The sequence below is a fragment of the Bacteroides sp. AM16-13 genome (assembly GCF_003602705.1).
GTDB classification, from domain to species: domain Bacteria; phylum Bacteroidota; class Bacteroidia; order Bacteroidales; family Bacteroidaceae; genus Bacteroides; species Bacteroides xylanisolvens.
Window position 1 is genome coordinate 1 of the sequence record NZ_QTLK01000036.1, and the last position, 16,616, is coordinate 16,616.

Annotated in this window: 15 protein-coding genes; 3 read left to right on the forward strand and 12 right to left on the reverse strand. The window is 43.7% G+C overall.

The window, feature by feature from the left end:
* Nucleotides 1-63: 63 nt before the first annotated feature.
* The 7 genes from DW173_RS21615 to dnaN all read right to left on the reverse strand — a co-directional run bounded on the left by DW173_RS21615 (nt 64) and on the right by dnaN (nt 8,846).
* Nucleotides 64-1,008 (reverse strand): tyrosine-type recombinase/integrase, encoded by a 945-nt coding sequence (locus DW173_RS21615; protein ID WP_008643396.1) that lies wholly within the window; start codon nt 1,006-1,008, stop codon nt 64-66.
* A gap of 370 nt (nt 1,009-1,378) precedes the next feature.
* Nucleotides 1,379-3,085, reverse strand: coding sequence for a serine protease (locus DW173_RS21620; RefSeq protein WP_120145218.1), 1,707 nt, complete (start codon nt 3,083-3,085; stop codon nt 1,379-1,381).
* Between the two features lies 1 nt (nt 3,086).
* Nucleotides 3,087-3,830: a 23S rRNA (guanosine(2251)-2'-O)-methyltransferase RlmB gene (gene rlmB, locus DW173_RS21625; protein WP_004316861.1), complete on the reverse strand. Its 744-nt coding sequence runs from the start codon at nt 3,828-3,830 to the stop codon at nt 3,087-3,089.
* A gap of 105 nt (nt 3,831-3,935) precedes the next feature.
* A complete protein-coding gene (gene recN, locus DW173_RS21630) occupies nt 3,936-5,597 on the reverse strand; it encodes a DNA repair protein RecN (protein WP_120145206.1) in 1,662 nt (553 codons plus the stop codon).
* 26 nt (nt 5,598-5,623) lie between these two features.
* Nucleotides 5,624-6,832 carry a bifunctional phosphopantothenoylcysteine decarboxylase/phosphopantothenate--cysteine ligase CoaBC gene (gene coaBC, locus DW173_RS21635; RefSeq protein WP_120145207.1) on the reverse strand — a complete coding sequence of 403 codons (1,209 nt, stop codon included), beginning with the start codon at nt 6,830-6,832 and terminating at the stop codon, nt 5,624-5,626.
* Entirely contained in the window at nt 6,832-7,611 is a 780-nt protein-coding gene (locus DW173_RS21640; protein WP_004316864.1) for a 3'-5' exonuclease, read from the reverse strand. The genes coaBC and DW173_RS21640 overlap by 1 nt, the downstream gene beginning before the upstream one ends.
* Nucleotides 7,612-7,721: 110 nt before the next feature.
* Nucleotides 7,722-8,846, reverse strand: coding sequence for a DNA polymerase III subunit beta (dnaN, locus tag DW173_RS21645; protein WP_004316865.1), 1,125 nt, complete (start codon nt 8,844-8,846; stop codon nt 7,722-7,724).
* A gap of 154 nt (nt 8,847-9,000) precedes the next feature.
* Between dnaN and DW173_RS21650 the strand changes: the two genes are divergently transcribed.
* Both DW173_RS21650 and DW173_RS21655 read left to right on the forward strand, forming a co-directional pair.
* Nucleotides 9,001-9,375 (forward strand): DUF3127 domain-containing protein, encoded by a 375-nt coding sequence (locus tag DW173_RS21650; RefSeq protein ID WP_087318232.1) that lies wholly within the window; start codon nt 9,001-9,003, stop codon nt 9,373-9,375.
* 301 nt (nt 9,376-9,676) lie between these two features.
* The gene (locus DW173_RS21655; RefSeq protein ID WP_225450302.1) at nt 9,677-9,934 is read left to right on the forward strand and encodes a hypothetical protein; all 258 of its coding nucleotides are present in this window, start codon (nt 9,677-9,679) and stop codon (nt 9,932-9,934) included.
* Here DW173_RS21655 and DW173_RS21660 read toward each other — a convergent pair.
* From DW173_RS21660 to DW173_RS21680, 5 genes are all read right to left on the reverse strand, one after another.
* Entirely contained in the window at nt 9,871-11,445 is a 1,575-nt protein-coding gene (locus tag DW173_RS21660) for a DUF3352 domain-containing protein (protein WP_120145208.1), read from the reverse strand. The two genes, DW173_RS21655 and DW173_RS21660, sit on opposite strands and share 64 nt — an antisense overlap.
* An 83-nt stretch (nt 11,446-11,528) precedes the next feature.
* Nucleotides 11,529-12,287 carry an MBL fold metallo-hydrolase gene (locus DW173_RS21665; RefSeq protein WP_120145209.1) on the reverse strand — a complete coding sequence of 253 codons (759 nt, stop codon included), beginning with the start codon at nt 12,285-12,287 and terminating at the stop codon, nt 11,529-11,531.
* 10 nt (nt 12,288-12,297) lie between these two features.
* On the reverse strand, nt 12,298-13,290 hold the full coding sequence (gene murB, locus DW173_RS21670) for a UDP-N-acetylmuramate dehydrogenase (RefSeq protein ID WP_120145210.1): 993 nt from the start codon (nt 13,288-13,290) through the stop codon (nt 12,298-12,300).
* 101 nt (nt 13,291-13,391) lie between these two features.
* On the reverse strand, nt 13,392-14,240 hold the full coding sequence (locus DW173_RS21675; protein ID WP_004313653.1) for a DUF4348 domain-containing protein: 849 nt from the start codon (nt 14,238-14,240) through the stop codon (nt 13,392-13,394).
* Nucleotides 14,240-15,193 carry an NAD-dependent epimerase/dehydratase family protein gene (locus tag DW173_RS21680; RefSeq protein WP_004313654.1) on the reverse strand — a complete coding sequence of 318 codons (954 nt, stop codon included), beginning with the start codon at nt 15,191-15,193 and terminating at the stop codon, nt 14,240-14,242. Before DW173_RS21680 ends, DW173_RS21675 begins: the two co-directional genes overlap by 1 nt.
* Nucleotides 15,194-15,329: 136 nt before the next feature.
* Between DW173_RS21680 and kbl the strand changes: the two genes are divergently transcribed.
* Nucleotides 15,330-16,523 (forward strand): glycine C-acetyltransferase, encoded by a 1,194-nt coding sequence (kbl, locus tag DW173_RS21685; protein ID WP_120145211.1) that lies wholly within the window; start codon nt 15,330-15,332, stop codon nt 16,521-16,523.
* Nucleotides 16,524-16,616 lie beyond the last annotated feature (93 nt).

Sequence of the window (16,616 nt, forward strand, 5' to 3'; positions counted from 1 at the left end):
TCCGTTACCTAAGAAGTAACACCAGCATTAAGTCCCTAATCCATAATGCTTTAATAATATTAATCAGAACATTTTAAAACTACATACGTAAGAATAATTCAATTTATTAACCCTTGTTCTTTCTTCCAATTCGAAACCCTTTAAATATATCTGTGTTGTTTTAATAGATTTGTGCCCTAATGATTCGCTAATCATCTCGATAGGAACACCTCTGTACTTGGCAGTCGTAGCCCAAGAATGACGAAGCGTGTAAGACGTGACGGATGAAGATATCCTTAATTTTCTGGACAGGCTTTTCAAGTCATTATTGAAACGTCTCAAGGCTGACTGATATTCACGATATGCTTCCTCTTCATCTCTCTTATATGCTCCGCTTAATATCCGAAAAAGATAATCAGGATAATCGGGACTCCGCGCATCGGTTTTATTGTATAATCCCCCGATTGCATTGTGCGCTGACTCCAGCACTTCTATACTCATAGGAGTACCGGTCTTGAGACGGTTGTACTTTAAAAGACCTTGTTTCAAATTGGATTTTTCCAAATGGGCCAAATCAGAGAAAGGCATTCCACAAAACTGAAATAACAGATTGGCAATAGCCTGTGTCCGGCGAAGTTTTTCCGATTGAGGATCTTTGTTTAGTAGCATGTGAAGTTCACCGATCGGGATGGCTTTCTTCTGACGTGTGTCCACCCCGGTAAATACATCCCGGAACAAGCCATGTACATAAGGAGCCTGATGCGTATCGACCCCGCGATTGTAGATACTACGAAGCATACGCATATACGTAGAAATCGTATTAGGCTTCAAACGGGAAGCCAACAGATAGTTGCTATACCTCTTTAGAGTTTCGCGGTTTATCCTACTAAAGGTAATGGATTGGGTCCCACAAAACTGCGAAAAAGAACGAATAGCGTGTTTATACACGTGGGCCGTAGAATAACGACCCTCTTGTCGCAAACAATCGATGTAATTGTTTGCACAAATAGTAAATCGATTTTTTTCCATAAATTATAACTTATCTCATAAGTGTTATTAAAAAACGTGCGGAATATAGTAAGATTATAGATAAAATGAATCACATTTTTAAATTTAGTCACTGTTTTAGATGGAAAATCGAATAATTTCTAAAAAAAATAAGTGAAGCCATGCAGTATTTTCAATAAGCGTGCATTTAACTTATAAAAGAGGGGAAAAAGGGAAATCAAACCATATATCATTAAAACCTACAACCTGAGCTTAACAAGTGAAGTGGGGAAAAATAAAAAAAAGAGAGAGAGTTTTTTATACAACGTCCCCAAAAACGAGGAATCCCTGCCAATTTTCGAGTTGGCAGGGATTCATTTTTACTTATGTTGTTTTTCGAAGAGGTAATCTCTTACTTGCAGTATTTGGTAATCAGCTCATCTACATTCGGATCACCCAGTTCTTTCGCTTTCTTAAAGTTACCGCAAGCTTCATCTGTCTTCTTCAACTGTATCTGACAAAGTCCCAGTAAGCGGTAAGCCTCGGCATATTTAGGATCAGCCTTCAGTATATTATTCAAAATCTGAATAGCTTCTTCATAACGTCCTACACGCAGGTTTACAACGGCATGTTCCGCCTGATAGGTCAGGTCTGTCGGATTCATTTCGATTGCTTTAACTATATCATCCAAGGCGCGTTGGAATTGGCGTGCTTTCAAAGCGGCCTGTTCGCGATAGTAATAGAATACGTCGTTCACTTCTCCTTTGACTGCTGTATGATAAGCATCATAATCGAGCATCGCATTCCGTGGCTGGCCGGCATTCATGTTCATCTGTGCACGTTCCAACAAATATGGAGCAAAATCTGCTGTGATCGGTTGCGGGCAACGGGCAATACAGCTATCCATTAAAGCTACGACTTCTTTCGGGTCACCTTTCGCCAGTTCCTTCGTCTTGGCAGCACTAAAGAAAGTGGCCGGAGAAGCAATGTTACTGGCATTTACCTTTTCATAAGCAGCCAAAGCACCGGCATAATCTTGCTGGGCAAACAGTATATCGCCTTCCATTTGAATATAAATAGGCAGCGGATCAATGGCGATTGCCTGACGAACATTCTGCAAAGCAGTGTCATACGTCCAGTCTTTATACGTTTTTTCCGGCTTCGACAATTGATAAGCATATATCAGCTTACCTATATTATAATATACATCATCTTTTTTCTGGGCTACTTTCAAAGCTTGATTAAAGTCGGCAACTGCTTTATCATACCAAGCGTGATCGTCTTTGCCTTTAGCTGCATAATAATTGGCACGACGAAGATAACCATCCGCATTGGCAGGAAACTGACGGATGAAATCATCCAACAGCTTTTCGTAATCGTCGCCCGACAGGCTCGAAGATGCCATAAACAAGTACACTAATGCCTGGTCTTCCGTCTCGGGCAGGCCTTTCCGGATGCCAATCTTTTTCAAAGCAGCGTCTCCCAAAGAAAGAGCACTGATTTTCTGTGCCATGGCAAAAGCTGCTCCTGCCGCATAGCAAGTGGTCACCGTATCGATGCCGGATGACTTCTGCGCAATGCCAAATACCTGGCCTTCGGCATTCATCACCGGACAGCTCACCATCTTATCTTTCATCTGCATACCCAATGTATAGTAATGATATTCTCCGGCTACTTTGGAGACATCTTTCACTTTACCAGTAACGCAAGCAATACTTTTCTGTGTAGAATAAGGAAGCATCCACGCATCGGCTCCCACTGCCGGAGCTGTTTTAGCCACAATGAGCGCAGGCACTTTCTTCTCGGTGATAGCCACACGGAACTTAATGACATCATACATATCATTCGCTCCAAGTATCAGGCTAACCGGCATCTGCTTGCCTTCGGAAGTGATAACCACTGCACGTTCGGCTCCTTTAAAAAGAGTATAATCTGATAAAGCCAATCCATCTTCGGATACAAAAAATCCGTTTCCGGTATTCAGCATTTTATCATTCTTGTCATAAGTCACCACAGAGAAGACTGCACGTTTTGCCTTCTCTACCCATTTGGGAGTTTGCGCCATGCTTCCCTGCATCAGGAAGAAAAGCAGTAAAGGTAGAATTAAAATCTTCTTCATATCAGTCATTATTTCTTTGTTTCACAGCTTCGTAAACCAGGATACCGGCAGCCACGGAAACATTCAGAGATTCGATGGTGCCCAGCATCGGGATTTTCACCCATTCGTCGCAAAGCGCAAGGTTTTCATAAGAAACTCCCGTATCCTCCGCTCCCATAATGATGCACAGCGGTCCTGTATAATCGGCTTTTGTATAGTCGTAATCTCCCTTCTCGGTAGCAGCTACAATACGGAAACCACTGTCTTTCAGATATTGCAGCGTTGAACGGAGGTTCTGCTCACGACACACAGGCAGCGTGTGCAGCGCTCCTGCCGATGTTTTCACGGCATCAGCATTGACAGACGCACTCCCGCGGACAGGAATAATCACTGCATCGACAGCTGCACATTCGCAGGTACGGGCAATGGCTCCGAAATTACGTACATCGGTCACTCCGTCCAGCATAACAAAAAACGGATTCTTCCCTTGTTCGAACAAGAAAGGAACAAGATCTTCCGTTTTCTGATAAGTCACAGAAGAAATGAAAGCAATCACTCCCTGATGATTTTTCCGGGTAATGCGGTTAATACGTTCTACCGGAACACGCTGAACCGGTATCATCAGCCCTTTCAAAGCAGCAAACAGTTCTTTGGAAAGATCACTCTGAATGTCTTTCTTTACCAGAATTTTATCAATCTCTTTACCTGCCTGAATGGCTTCTATCACGGCACGAACACCGAAAATCATTTCACTTTTATCCAACATCTATTTGATTTACTATTTTACTATTTACAATTTACTACTTATCAGTTACCGCTTAACAATTCACTACCTCAACAACTACTTTGAATGAATCAATTTAGCCATTAATTACTTAGCATCAAGCAGGGATTTGGCGTTACTAAGGGCGGCCTCGGTCAAAGTGGCGCCACTAAGCATGTGAGCTATTTCCTCTACTCGTTCTTCATCGGTGAGACGGCGGATATGACTATTTGTTTCCGTATCGCTGTCTTTCTTATATACTTTATAATGTGCACGTCCGCGGGCAGCAATCTGCGGCAAGTGGGTGATGCTGATTACCTGACGGTTCCGGTCGCCCATTTCCTGCATCATGTCCGCCATGCGGTCGGCTATTTCACCGGAGACACCGGTATCTATTTCATCAAATACGATAGTCGGCAGTTTCACGGCTCCGGCAATCAATGCTTTGATAGAAAGCATGACACGGGCTATTTCACCTCCCGAAGCTACGGAAGAGATATTTTGCAAGGTACCGTTCTTATTGGCAGAAAACAGGAAGTTGACTGTATCTTCTCCTTGCAATCCCGGCTCTTTCTTCAGTCCCATTTCGATCTGAAAACGAACATTCGGCATTCCCAACGGAATCAAGCGGGCGGCCAATTGCTTTTCCACTTCACGCGCAGCTTTCGTACGGGCTTTGGTGAGCAGTTCTGCTTGTTGTTTCACTTGCTTATATTGTTCCTCTTTACGAACGGTCAGCTCGGCAATACGCTCATCGTATGAAGTAATGTCGGACAATTTGCTACGATATTCATCCGTCAACGCTATCAACTCGTCAAGAGTCTGTGCCCGGTGTTTCTGTTGCAGGGAATAAATCAGATTCAGCCGTTCGTTCACTTCTTCCAGGCGGACCGGATTAAATTCAACGGAATCACTTTGCGAAGAGACTTCGTGCGAAATATCTTTCAATTCGATATAGGCGCTCTCCATACGTTCGGTAAGTTCCTTAGCGGGCTGATAGACTCTTTGCAGGCTATTCAGCGTATTCAGACTATCTTTCAGGTAAGAAAGCAATCCGCCTTCATCCGAGACAAATGACTGTTCTACCCGGTAAAGTCCGGCTTTAATCTCCTCCGCATGACTTAGTGTTTCGGCTTCCTGTTCCAGTTCCTCCTGCTCTCCTTCTACAAGATGGGCCTCTTCAAGCTGTTCGAGTTGGAAACGGATATAATCTTCATCGGAACGGCTTTTTTCTGCCAGTGACATTAATTCGGCCAATTCGCGTTCTGTCTGCTTCCATTCGCCATAATGCAGATGGTATTTCTCCAATGCTGCATCATTATGTGCCAGAATATCAAGCACGTTCAACTGGAATCCTTCTTTATTAAGTAACAGATTCTGATGTTGAGAATGTACATCTATCAACTGTTCGCCCAGCTCTTTCATTTGTGCCAGTGAAGCGGGAGTATCATTGATGAATGCCCTGCTTTTGCCGGAAGCCTGTACCTCACGACGCAAAATACACTCTTCATCATATTCCAATTCGTTTTCTTCAAAAAACGGACGCATACCGTAGGCAGCAATATCGAACCGTGCCTCTATAATACATTTGGAAGCTCCGCGACGAATCGCTTTCACATCGGCACGTTGCCCCAGCAGGAGCCCGATCGCTCCCAGAATAATTGATTTCCCGGCTCCCGTTTCACCTGTTATAACGGAAAAGCCTGTTTCAAAACTGATATCCAGTTTTTCTATCAATGCGTAATTCTGAATGTATAGTGAACGTAACAAATTAATTAAAAATTAAAATTTGAAAATTAAAAATTGGGAGACAGGGTGGCTACCAGACGATCAATGATGTCTTGAGCTACTTCTGTTTTCGACTTCAGAGGATAGTCTGTACGACCTTTCCTGTCGATTATACTTATCTTATTGGTATCATGGCGGAAACCGGCTCCTGCATCATTCAACGAGTTGAGCACAATAAAATCGAAGTTCTTGCGTTCGAGCTTTCCTTCGGCATTCTGCTGCTCATTATTGGTTTCGAGCGCAAAGCCAACCAGGCATTGTTGTTTTCTTTTTATGGCTCCTAAAGAGGCAGCAATATCTTGCGTTGCCTGAAGATGCAGAGTCAGTTCTTCTTCTTTTTCCCGCTTAATCTTCTTATCGGCTACCGTTGCCGGACGATAGTCGGCTACTGCCGCACAAAGAATACCTGCATCAGCATCCGGGAAATGAGCCTGCGCTGCTTTGTACATTTCTTCAGCAGATTCGACATCGACACGGATGATACCAGAATGTTGCGTTTTGAGTTGCACAGGGCCTGTAATCAAGGTCACTTGTGCTCCGCGACGGGCACATTCTTCTGCCAACGCGAATCCCATCTTTCCAGACGAATAATTGCCGATGAAACGCACCGGGTCAATCTTTTCGTAAGTCGGTCCGGCGGTAATCATCACTTTCTTTCCGGACAGTTCGTCACTCGAAGCAAAGAATTCATCCAATACCCGGATGATATTCTCCGGCTCTTCCATTCGCCCCTTCCCTACCAGATGGCTGGCTAGTTCTCCTGTCCCCGGCTCGATAATATGATTACCATAGGAACGCAGAATATCCAGATTTTTCAGGGTGGCAGGATGAGCAAACATATCGAGGTCCATTGCCGGAGCAACAAACACGGGAGCTTTTGCTGAAAGATAAGTGGTTATCAGCATATTGTCGGCTATTCCGTTGGCCATTTTACCGATGGTAGAGGCAGTGGCCGGCGCAATCAATACGGCATCCGCCCATAAACCGAGATCAACGTGGCTATTCCACGTTCCGTCACGTTGGGCAAAAAACTCACTGATGACCGGTTTGCTGGTCAAAGCCGAAAGAGTGATCGGAGTAATAAATTCTTTTCCCGCCGGAGTAATTACGACCTGCACTTCCGCTCCTTGTTTTATCAGTCCGCGAATGATATAGCACGCCTTATACGCGGCAATACTGCCGGTAATTCCAAGAATTATTTTCTTTCCTTTTAGCATTATTTTGTAATCAAATTACTCATTTCACGCAAGCGGATTTTTGTCAATGCCGCCTTGGTGTTCAGCGTGAAATCACTATTCAAAATCCAACTGTAATATCCGGGATCTTTCTTCAAAACCTCGGCTACAGACATTCCCTTATATTTTCCGAAGTTGAACACTTCTACTCCGTTATCATCGTACACCATGCGTCCGGCAAAATCGACATTCTTGCTGAAACTTGAATAATCTGCCAGAAACGCAATATCATTCTGAAGATCGGAGTAACGGTCGAGCTGCGCTTTCAACACTTCGTAAGTAGCTCGTGTATCTGCTTCGGCAGTGTGTGCATCTTCCAAATTCTTGTCGCAATAGAACTTGTAGGCAGCAGACAGGGTGCGTTGTTCCATTTTGTGGAAGATGACCTGTACGTCTACAAATTTACGTTTTGTCATATCAATATCTACTCCGGCACGAAGAAATTCTTCGGCAAGAACAGGAATATCAAAACGATTGGAATTAAATCCTGCCAAATCGCAACCTTCAATGTCTCGGGCTATGTTTTTCGCTACTTCTTTAAAAGTAGGACAATCTGCTACGTCGGCATCATAAATACCATGTATAGCAGAGGATGCTTCCGGAATATGCATTTCAGGATTGATACGTAATGTCTTTGCTTCTTCATTTCCATTCGGATATACTTTCAGATAGCAAATTTCAACAATTCGGTCTGTGTTGATATTGGTTCCGGTTGTTTCTAAATCAAAAAAAACAATGGGATTTTTCAGGTTTAATTTCATTTCTGTTTATTTTATTGAGTCACCACAGATTAACACAGATTCACACAGGTTTTACTTCTTCTAAAGAAAAAACATCTGTGTGAATCTGTGTTAATCTGTGGTGAAACGTATTAATCATTTAGCATCATCGGCATCAGCAGCATCAGCAAGTCTTCGTTTTCTTCCTGCTCTACCGGGATGATTACTCCGGCACGTGAAGGATCTGCAAGTTCGATGACTACTTCATCTGCCGAAATATTGTTCAGTATGTCGATGAGGAATGTCGATTTAAAACCGATACTCATTGCAGCACCTGCATACTGGCAAACTTGTGTTTCTTCGGCAGAAGTAGAGAAATCAATATCTTGTGCGGAAATCACAATCTGGTTTTCCTGCATACGAAGTTTAATCAAACTGCTGGCTTGTGACGAGAAGATAGACACACGGCGCAAAGCTCCTACCAACTGTTGGCGGTCTACGGTCACTTTGTGCGGATTGTTTTGCGGAATTACCGAATTGTAGTTCGGGTAACGTCCTTCAATCAGGCGGCAAACCATCCGGTAGCTTTCAAGCATGAATACAGCGTTGCGTTCGTCAAATTCGATGGTCACCGCGCCTTGTTCTTTCGGCAAAAGATTCTTTAGCAATGTAGCCGGTTTCTTTGGAAGGATGAAGGCTGCACGCTCGTTGCCTTTGGCTGCCAACGTTTTACAACGCACCAGTTTATGACCGTCCGAAGCAACCATTGTAATATCTTCTGTTGTAATATCGAAATAAATACCGTTCATCACCGGACGAAGTTCATCATCGGCAGTAGCAAACACCGAACGGTTGATACCTCCCAGAAGTACGCTTGCTTCCATTTCTACGCGGACAGCATTATCCCCCAGTGTAGCCGATTGCGGGAATTCATCCGCATTCTGCCCCATCAGGCTGTATTTTCCGTTCTGGTACTGCACCGTTATTTCATAATTATCCGGATTGATATCGAATGTGAGTGGTTGTTCCGGAATTTCTTTCAGTGCGTCAAGCAATGTTTTCGCTACTACGGCAAAACGCCCGTTCGTATCGCTTTCATTCACTTCTACGGTAGTCACCATCGTTGTTTCACTGTCGGATACAGTCACAGACAAAGTTCCGTCTTCCAGTTCGAAGAGGAAACAATCGAGAATTGGCAGCGCATTTTTTGAATTAATAACACGGCTGATGGCCTGTAAATGGCTGGAAAGAGCAGTACTTGAAACGATAAATTTCATATATTTTCGTGTATTTAAGTTTTAAATGTTCTATCGCACAAAGTTACGAAAAAAGATTTGGGCTGCCCAATAAAAACAAAAGAAAAAAACAGGTATTGTGCGAGGGATATTACTAAAAAATTGTAACTTCGCCGCAGAATTTAAAATTATCGCAATGGAATTTACAGGAAAAATCATCGCTATCCTCCCCCCGAGAGGCGGAGTTTCAAAAACTAGCGGCAACGAGTGGAAATCACAAGAGTACGTTATCGAAAACCACGACCAATATCCACGTAAAATGTGCTTCGACGTATTTGGCGCAGACAAAATCGAGCAGTTCAACATTCAAATGGGCGAAGAATTGACTGTATCATTCGACGTTGACGCCCGTCAGTGGAATGATCGCTGGTTCAATAGTATCCGCGCATGGAAAGTAGAGCGTGTTAGCGCAGGTGCTCCAATGGCTTCCGGTTCTCCCGTTCCTCCTCCAGCTCCGTCGGCTATGCCGGAATTTACTCCGGGCGATGCCAAAGACGATCTGCCATTCTAAACCGAAAGTCATTCGTTCGATGAATAAGCATAAAAAACTCCCGATAGGATTAAACTCCATCGGGAGTTTTTTTATCTCCTTTTCTCCCGAAAAAAAACAAATCTTTTTCTTCTTCTTTTTCATCTTCAGAAGAAGAAGTTTTTTTATTTATTTCTTTGTTTATAATGGGGGATGAATTTTTCTGTATATTTTACGTATTTTCTGTGAATTTTTCTGTATATTTTACAGATTCAAATGTTAAAATCACTCATAATAAGCTGACCATAGGACTATTATAAGCACACATATAAAAACGGCAAAAATGCAAAAAGAAAAAAAACAAAAAGGCGTTTCTCCAAAAGCAGAACGCACACAAAAAAGTATGGGTCAATGGAGCAAAAAAAACGATAAACAGCATCTTGAAAATGTATGGAGGAAGCAGGCAAAGTTTATGGATAATCCAGCCAAAAGCTATGGAGGTTTTCAGAAAAATGATCGCAGACAAACGATGATTTTTTATTCTGATTTATATTTCAAAACAATATTAGGATATACCATTCCGTCTGCACAGGCAAACTGAACAAAGAGGGTGAAATGACGGAAGAAGTCGGCGTTGCGCAGAAAGAAATCCGGTACAAAACGAACGTGATTTTCTGATTGTTGGAATATGTGGTCGAAATCCGCCATCAGCATAAAATGGTAGGAATCGGACAAATGATCCATGCCTGTCTGATAGGCCATCGCTCCATTGAGCACCTCACCTTTATCCAGTTGGCGAATATAATGCGCGAGAGCATCCGCATCAGGAGCGAGCAACAAGCGCCCGCCATAGAAGGCTGCATATACATCCAAGGTTGGTTCCGCAAAACTGGTTAGTTGTTCAAACAATGTTGTTTGAGGCAACCGATAGATAAGATATGCTTTATTTACAGTATAACAAAAAGTTATACGCGGATTCCTTCTTCCTTCGTCCGCCGGAGCTGCATTAACAAGGGCACGAAGCATTCGCTCGGCTTCCGTTACATCTGCCACCGACAGGCTCAAGACTGCCGCTGCACCCTGCAAAGTATCTTCACGCTGAAAGAGACAGGCAACCAAATCCTGCCCGGCATTTTCCATCAGATAGCATGAAAACTCTTTATCCCTATTTTGCACTTCACTCGTGCGGGCAGGCACGCTCTGTCCTTGGGCATTTCCATAAGAAAGTAGAGACACCCAGTCCGTAATCCCTTGCCTGCTAAAATAGAAAGCAGTAGACGGTAACACTTCTCCCGGAAATCCCTTGACGGATTGTTGCTGGCGAAGCTGGTTTATAAACGCAAAGCAAGTGTCTGCATCGTGAGTGATGCCGGAGAAATAGATGAAATCATCTTTCATTTTCATGTCAAATTCCGTCCACCCCATCATCCCTTGCATACGGGTATAGATGGTAGCGGCCGCCGCACTTTTTTTCGGAGCACGTATTCCTGTAAAGGTAGAATCATCAGCCAACGATTTTCCACTTTTATACGCATCAATAACGTTTTCAATCAGTTTTTTCTGAAAGCTCAATGCCATAAAATCGGATGTCAGATAGCAGGCAAGAAAATCACCGTCCGCCATTGGATAAATAATTATCTCTTCTCCTTTGTAAATAAATGTTTTCGGCGGATAAAGTGAGGATATATATTTGCGTACAAATCTGTTTACCAACTCCTTATCCCCATTTCCCAATCTACAATAGAGCACTTGATTACGTTCGTTATCCGGCTCGTGGAAACTAATCAACATTTGATTCATTTGCCGGCTTAAACCGTGGGGAGTATCTTCTGAAAGGGCGTAAAGACTCTGTTTCAGATAAGAAAAGAGTTTGGATACATAAAGATATTGCTGATTTTTACTGCAAGTCAGCTCATCGACTTCTGCTACAAATTCGAGCACGTCATCAGTAACGAATACGGCTGAAGTTGTGGATGGCACCAGTTCATAAAGATTAAAGTCTTTCTGCCCTTCAGCTGCTGACAGTCTAAAAAAAGAGTACAATGCGAAACCTGAGCACAAAAGTACAACAGAAGATGTGATCGCTATTTTCACTATCGTACGAAGTTTCATAATATTCGCTGTTTATCGGCTAGGTGCAAAAATAATAATTTCTACAAAGAAAACAAAACTTTTGCTAAAAATTTCACCGGTAATCAAACATAGATATCCAATCCGTCGAACGCCAGGTGAATATTTTCCGGAAGGTTCTTTTCAACCTCCGCATGCAAGCCCATATCATGACTCATGTGTATAAAGTATGTCTTCTTTGCCTGAATACGCCGGGCCACCGCCAATGCTTCTTCTAAATTTTGGTGAGTAGGATGCGAGGCGATCCGAAGCGCATTCATTACCAAAACATCTATCCCTGCCAATTGTTCATAGGATTCTTCGGGCATGGTCAACATATCAGTGATATACCCCAACTGCCCGATACGATACCCCAGAATCGGCAGTCGGCCATGCATCACACGCAGAGGAAGCACTTCCGTGTGGTTTACAGCAAAGGATTGCCCCACCGAAATTTCCTGTAAAGGAATATCGGGAACACCCGGATAACGATGGTCGACAAAGCAATAGGGCATACGCAAACGCAATCCCTGCGCTACATAATCTTCCGCATAAATAGGCACGGAACCGAACCGGCAAAACGGACGTAAATCATCCAGTCCGCCCACATGGTCATAATGTTCGTGCGTAATGAGCACACCATCTATCCTCTCAAAAGGGAGATGTAATACCTGTGTCCGGAAATCGGGACCACAATCTATCAGAATCCGCGCGTCATCTGTCTCCACAATAGCAGAGGTACGCAATCGATTATCTTTCGGATCGGAAGAAGTACAAACCGGACATGTACAGCCGATTTGAGGTACTCCCGTCGATGTTCCACTTCCTATAATTCTTACTTTCACTTGTTTATTCTCAATTTATAAAGTTGACTTCCGGATGGATATCAATACCGAACTTCTCACGAACAGAGGCTCGGACCGCATCTGAAAGTGCAATAATATCACTACCTTTTGCTCCACCACGGTTCACCAGCACCAGTGCTTGTTTATCATGCACAGCAGCCGGCCCCAAGGCTTTTCCTTTCCAGCCGCATTGATCAATCATCCACCCTGCCGGAATTTTTACGCAGCCGTCGGCCAGCTCATAGTAAGGTATGTGGGGATATTCCTGTTGCAAGGCTTCCAGTTTTTCTTTCGGCACAATGGGGTTCATAAAGAAACTGCCGGCATTACCCATCACTTTCGGATCGGGCAGCTTGCTCTCGCGAATAGCAATAATCACTTTCCGGACAACAGAAAGTGTCAACGACGGATATTTTTCAAGCTCCTGACGAATGGTGCCATAGTCTAATGTATAATGTTCTTCTTTACTTAGCCGGAAACGGACATAAGTAACAAAAGCCGATTTGTTTTCCGAACGCTTAAAAATACTGTTGCGATAGGTATATCCACATTCACCAACTGAATAAACGCGTTCTTCAGCTTGAATGTTCACCGTTTCCACAGCCGTTATCAGATCTTTCACCTCAACGCCATAGGCTCCGATATTCTGCACTGCACTTGCCCCCACCTCACCGGGAATCAGCGACAGGTTCTCCGCTCCATACCATCCATGCTCTACACAATAGGCTACAAAGTCATCCCATACCACCCCTGCTCCCACTCTCACTGATACAGATTGGGCATCTTCTTCCGTCACCTCGATTCCTGCAATGCGGGAATGCAATATCAACCCGTCGTAATCTTTGGTAAACAACAGGTTACTGCCACCACCAATATGCAAAAAAGGTGTCGTAACGGCACCTTGCACAATCAGCTTCTTCAGTTCTTCAACCGAAGTGTACTCTAAAAAACGAGCGGCACTGACATCAATACCGAATGTATTGTAGGGTAAAAGAGAATACATATATTTTTAATTATAAGTTATATCATTATTCGTTATAAGCCGGCAAATACTGTTATATCATTAACAGCAAGGCTATTTCTTGTAGCGTATTACTACCTGCATCAAATGCTTGTATCTTCAAACTTATACAATTCCCATTCCCCGGCTTTGCGACGGAAATAGAGGATATTGGAAAAACCATTACCGATACCTTTCAACGCCAGAATTTTCGTTGGCGAATCATCGTCATTCCGCTGCCCGTAATTGATATTAGAAAGACGATCGGCAGGAAGTCCCGGTTTAAAAGCGAACCACTGATTAAGATCGAGGGTGGTCTCCAGAATAGAGAAATCATCGTCCGGATCGGTGGTTACAAAAGCCAGAGGCTCACACACACGCTTACTCTGAAAAAGACTATCTGCGGCAAAGTGTCCGAAAAACTCCACGAAATTTTCATTATCATTTTGCTTAATGGGGCGCAGATTAATTGCCTCCAGCATCCATGCACCTTTGATACGCTCAAAATAGTATTTCTTTACCATTCGTGTTTTCACAAACACCCATTCTACCTGTACGGAAGTGAGGGAGGTATCTCCCACTAAATCCATATCTTCTTCTCTATCAAATAGAAGCGTATAATAATGCTGTTTGGTAAACAAGTCATCATGCTTCCAGTTATGCTCCTCGATATTCGTTTTTTTATCTCCATTGTAGTAAGGCAACGGAAATTTCACACGCTGACGCTGCAACACGTCATCGGAAGCAAAATTGTAGATAAAATCATCGAAAGATTCATCTGCCTGTATAGGTTGCGGATCTTCCGGCGATTCATCACAGTGAATAGAATCGGCTACCCGCCGGATAGAATCCACTTCTTTTGTGATAGATGCGAAGGGGTCAATGTTTGTTTTCTTGTTTCCACAAGCACCCAGTATACCGAGCAACATGACCCCTACAATTAGTTTTTTCATTATTTTAGTTTCTCTCTTAACTTTTCAAGCATATCTACCGTCATGCTTTCCAAATCGTAGGCCGGCTTCCAGCCCCACTCTTCACGAGCGCAGGTGTCATCCAGACTATCGGGCCAGCTATCGGCAATGCGCTGTTTCAAAGGATCTATATCATAGATCATCTCAAACTGCGGCACATGCTTCCTGATAGCCTGATAAATCGTCTCCGGGTCGAAACTCATCGAGGCGATATTGAAAGCATTTCGGTGTATCAATTTTGTCGGATCAGCTTCCATCAGCGTAATTGCTGCGTTCAGCGCATCCGGCATGTACATCATATCCATCAAAGTGCCTTGCTTAATGGGGCACACAAATTTTTCTCCTTTCACCGCCGAGTAATAAATATCGACAGCATAATCGGTCGTACCTCCTCCCGGAGGGGTCACATTCGAAATAATGCCCGGAAAACGGACAGCACGTGTATCGACACCATATTTATTAAAATAGTAGTCACTTAGCAGCTCGGTCGTTACCTTGGTGACTCCATACATGGTGCGCGGACGCTGAATAGTGTCCTGCGGTGTTTTCGTATGAGGCGTACTAGCGCCAAACGAACCGATAGAACTCGGAGTAAACACTGCACATCCTTGTTCGCGTGCCACTTCCAATACATTCCATAATCCATCGATACCTATTTTCCAGGCCAGCTTGGGCTTCGACTCGGCAACTACGGACAGCAGAGCAGCCAAATTATAAATTGTATCGATGTGATACTCTTTTACCACAGATGCGATCGCTTCTCCATCCGTTACATCAGCAATTGCTGACGGTCCGGACTCCTTTAATTCCCCTTTAGGCTCTGCACCCGGAATATAACCTGCTACTACATTTGCATTTCCGTAACGTTTACGTAGCTCCATCGTTAGCTCCGACCCTATCTGTCCGGTAGCTCCAATAATCAAAATGTGTTCCATTTTTTCTTCTGACTTAGAATATCAAGCTTAAATAGTGCGCAAAGTAAGCACTTTTTTTTCAGATTTTAATCAAAAAGACATTGTTATTCCAAGAAAAATTGTGTCCTTTGCAATATAACTTAATCACCCAAACACTATGTACGGTAAAATGCAAGAATATCTCTGCCAAACATTGGCTGAAATCAAGGAAGCCGGACTTTATAAAGAAGAACGACTGATTGAAAGTGCGCAGCAAGCTGCCATCACTGTAAAAGGTAAGGAAGTGCTGAACTTCTGTGCAAATAATTACTTAGGATTATCCAATCACCCCCGATTGATTAAGGCTTCGCAGGAAATGATGAACAACCGTGGCTACGGAATGTCGTCCGTCCGCTTCATTTGTGGAACGCAAGATATACACAAAGAACTGGAAGCTGCCATCTCGGAGTATTTCCAAACGGAAGACACGATCTTGTATGCTGCTTGTTTCGACGCCAACGGCGGCGTATTCGAACCGCTTTTCTCTGAAGAGGATGCCATCATCTCGGATTCTCTGAACCATGCTTCTATCATTGACGGAGTACGTCTTTGCAAGGCAAAGCGCTACCGTTATGCCAACGCTGACATGAAGGACTTGGAAAGATGTCTGCAAGAAGCGCAGGCACAACGTTTCCGTATTGTTGTGACGGACGGTGTGTTCTCTATGGACGGAAATGTAGCTCCGATGGATCAGATTTGCGATCTTGCCGAGAAATACGATGCGCTGGTAATGGTGGACGAGTCACACTCTGCCGGTGTGGTAGGTGCCACAGGGCATGGAGTAAGCGAGTTGTATAAGACTCATGGACGGGTAGATATTTATACCGGAACATTAGGTAAGGCTTTTGGCGGTGCACTGGGAGGTTTCACCACCGGTCGTAAAGAGATTATCGATTTGCTTCGTCAACGCAGCCGCCCGTATCTGTTCTCGAATTCTTTGGCTCCGGGCATCATTGGTGCCAGCCTTGAAGTTTTCAAGATGCTGAAAGAGAGCAATGCATTACATGATAAACTCGTTGAGAATGTAAACTACTTCCGTGATAAGATGACGGCTGCCGGATTTGATATCAAACCGACACAAAGCGCTATCTGTGCCGTTATGTTGTATGACGCGAAGTTGTCCCAGATTTACGCTGCACGTATGCAGGAGGAAGGCATCTATGTGACAGGTTTCTATTATCCGGTAGTGCCGAAAGATCAGGCACGCATCCGTGTGCAAATCTCTGCAGGACACGAGAAAGCACATCTTGACAAGTGCATCGCTGCCTTTATCAAGGTAGGCAAAGAGCTTAATGTGCTGAAAACGGAATAACTCCGGGGCAAGGTTTACTTGCAGCATCCATTTTTAGGCACGGATTACACAGATTACGCTGTTGCTTTATGCAAGCATATTTCTAAAACCGTG

Excerpts from the sequence above, each read along its gene's own strand:
- DW173_RS21615 (WP_008643396.1), bottom strand. The coding sequence starts at position 1,008 with ATGGAAAAAAATCGATTTACTATTTGTGCAAACAATTACATCGATTGT.
- DW173_RS21620 (WP_120145218.1), bottom strand. The coding sequence starts at position 3,085 with ATGAAGAAGATTTTAATTCTACCTTTACTGCTTTTCTTCCTGATGCAG.
- rlmB (WP_004316861.1), bottom strand. The coding sequence starts at position 3,830 with ATGTTGGATAAAAGTGAAATGATTTTCGGTGTTCGTGCCGTGATAGAA.
- coaBC (WP_120145207.1), bottom strand. The coding sequence starts at position 6,832 with ATGCTAAAAGGAAAGAAAATAATTCTTGGAATTACCGGCAGTATTGCC.
- DW173_RS21640 (WP_004316864.1), bottom strand. The coding sequence starts at position 7,611 with ATGAAATTAAACCTGAAAAATCCCATTGTTTTTTTTGATTTAGAAACA.
- dnaN (WP_004316865.1), bottom strand. The coding sequence starts at position 8,846 with ATGAAATTTATCGTTTCAAGTACTGCTCTTTCCAGCCATTTACAGGCC.
- DW173_RS21650 (WP_087318232.1), top strand. The coding sequence starts at position 9,001 with ATGGAATTTACAGGAAAAATCATCGCTATCCTCCCCCCGAGAGGCGGA.
- DW173_RS21655 (WP_225450302.1), top strand. The coding sequence starts at position 9,677 with ATGCAAAAAGAAAAAAAACAAAAAGGCGTTTCTCCAAAAGCAGAACGC.
- DW173_RS21660 (WP_120145208.1), bottom strand. The coding sequence starts at position 11,445 with ATGAAACTTCGTACGATAGTGAAAATAGCGATCACATCTTCTGTTGTA.
- murB (WP_120145210.1), bottom strand. The coding sequence starts at position 13,290 with ATGTATTCTCTTTTACCCTACAATACATTCGGTATTGATGTCAGTGCC.
- DW173_RS21675 (WP_004313653.1), bottom strand. The coding sequence starts at position 14,240 with ATGAAAAAACTAATTGTAGGGGTCATGTTGCTCGGTATACTGGGTGCT.
- DW173_RS21680 (WP_004313654.1), bottom strand. The coding sequence starts at position 15,193 with ATGGAACACATTTTGATTATTGGAGCTACCGGACAGATAGGGTCGGAG.
- kbl (WP_120145211.1), top strand. The coding sequence starts at position 15,330 with ATGTACGGTAAAATGCAAGAATATCTCTGCCAAACATTGGCTGAAATC.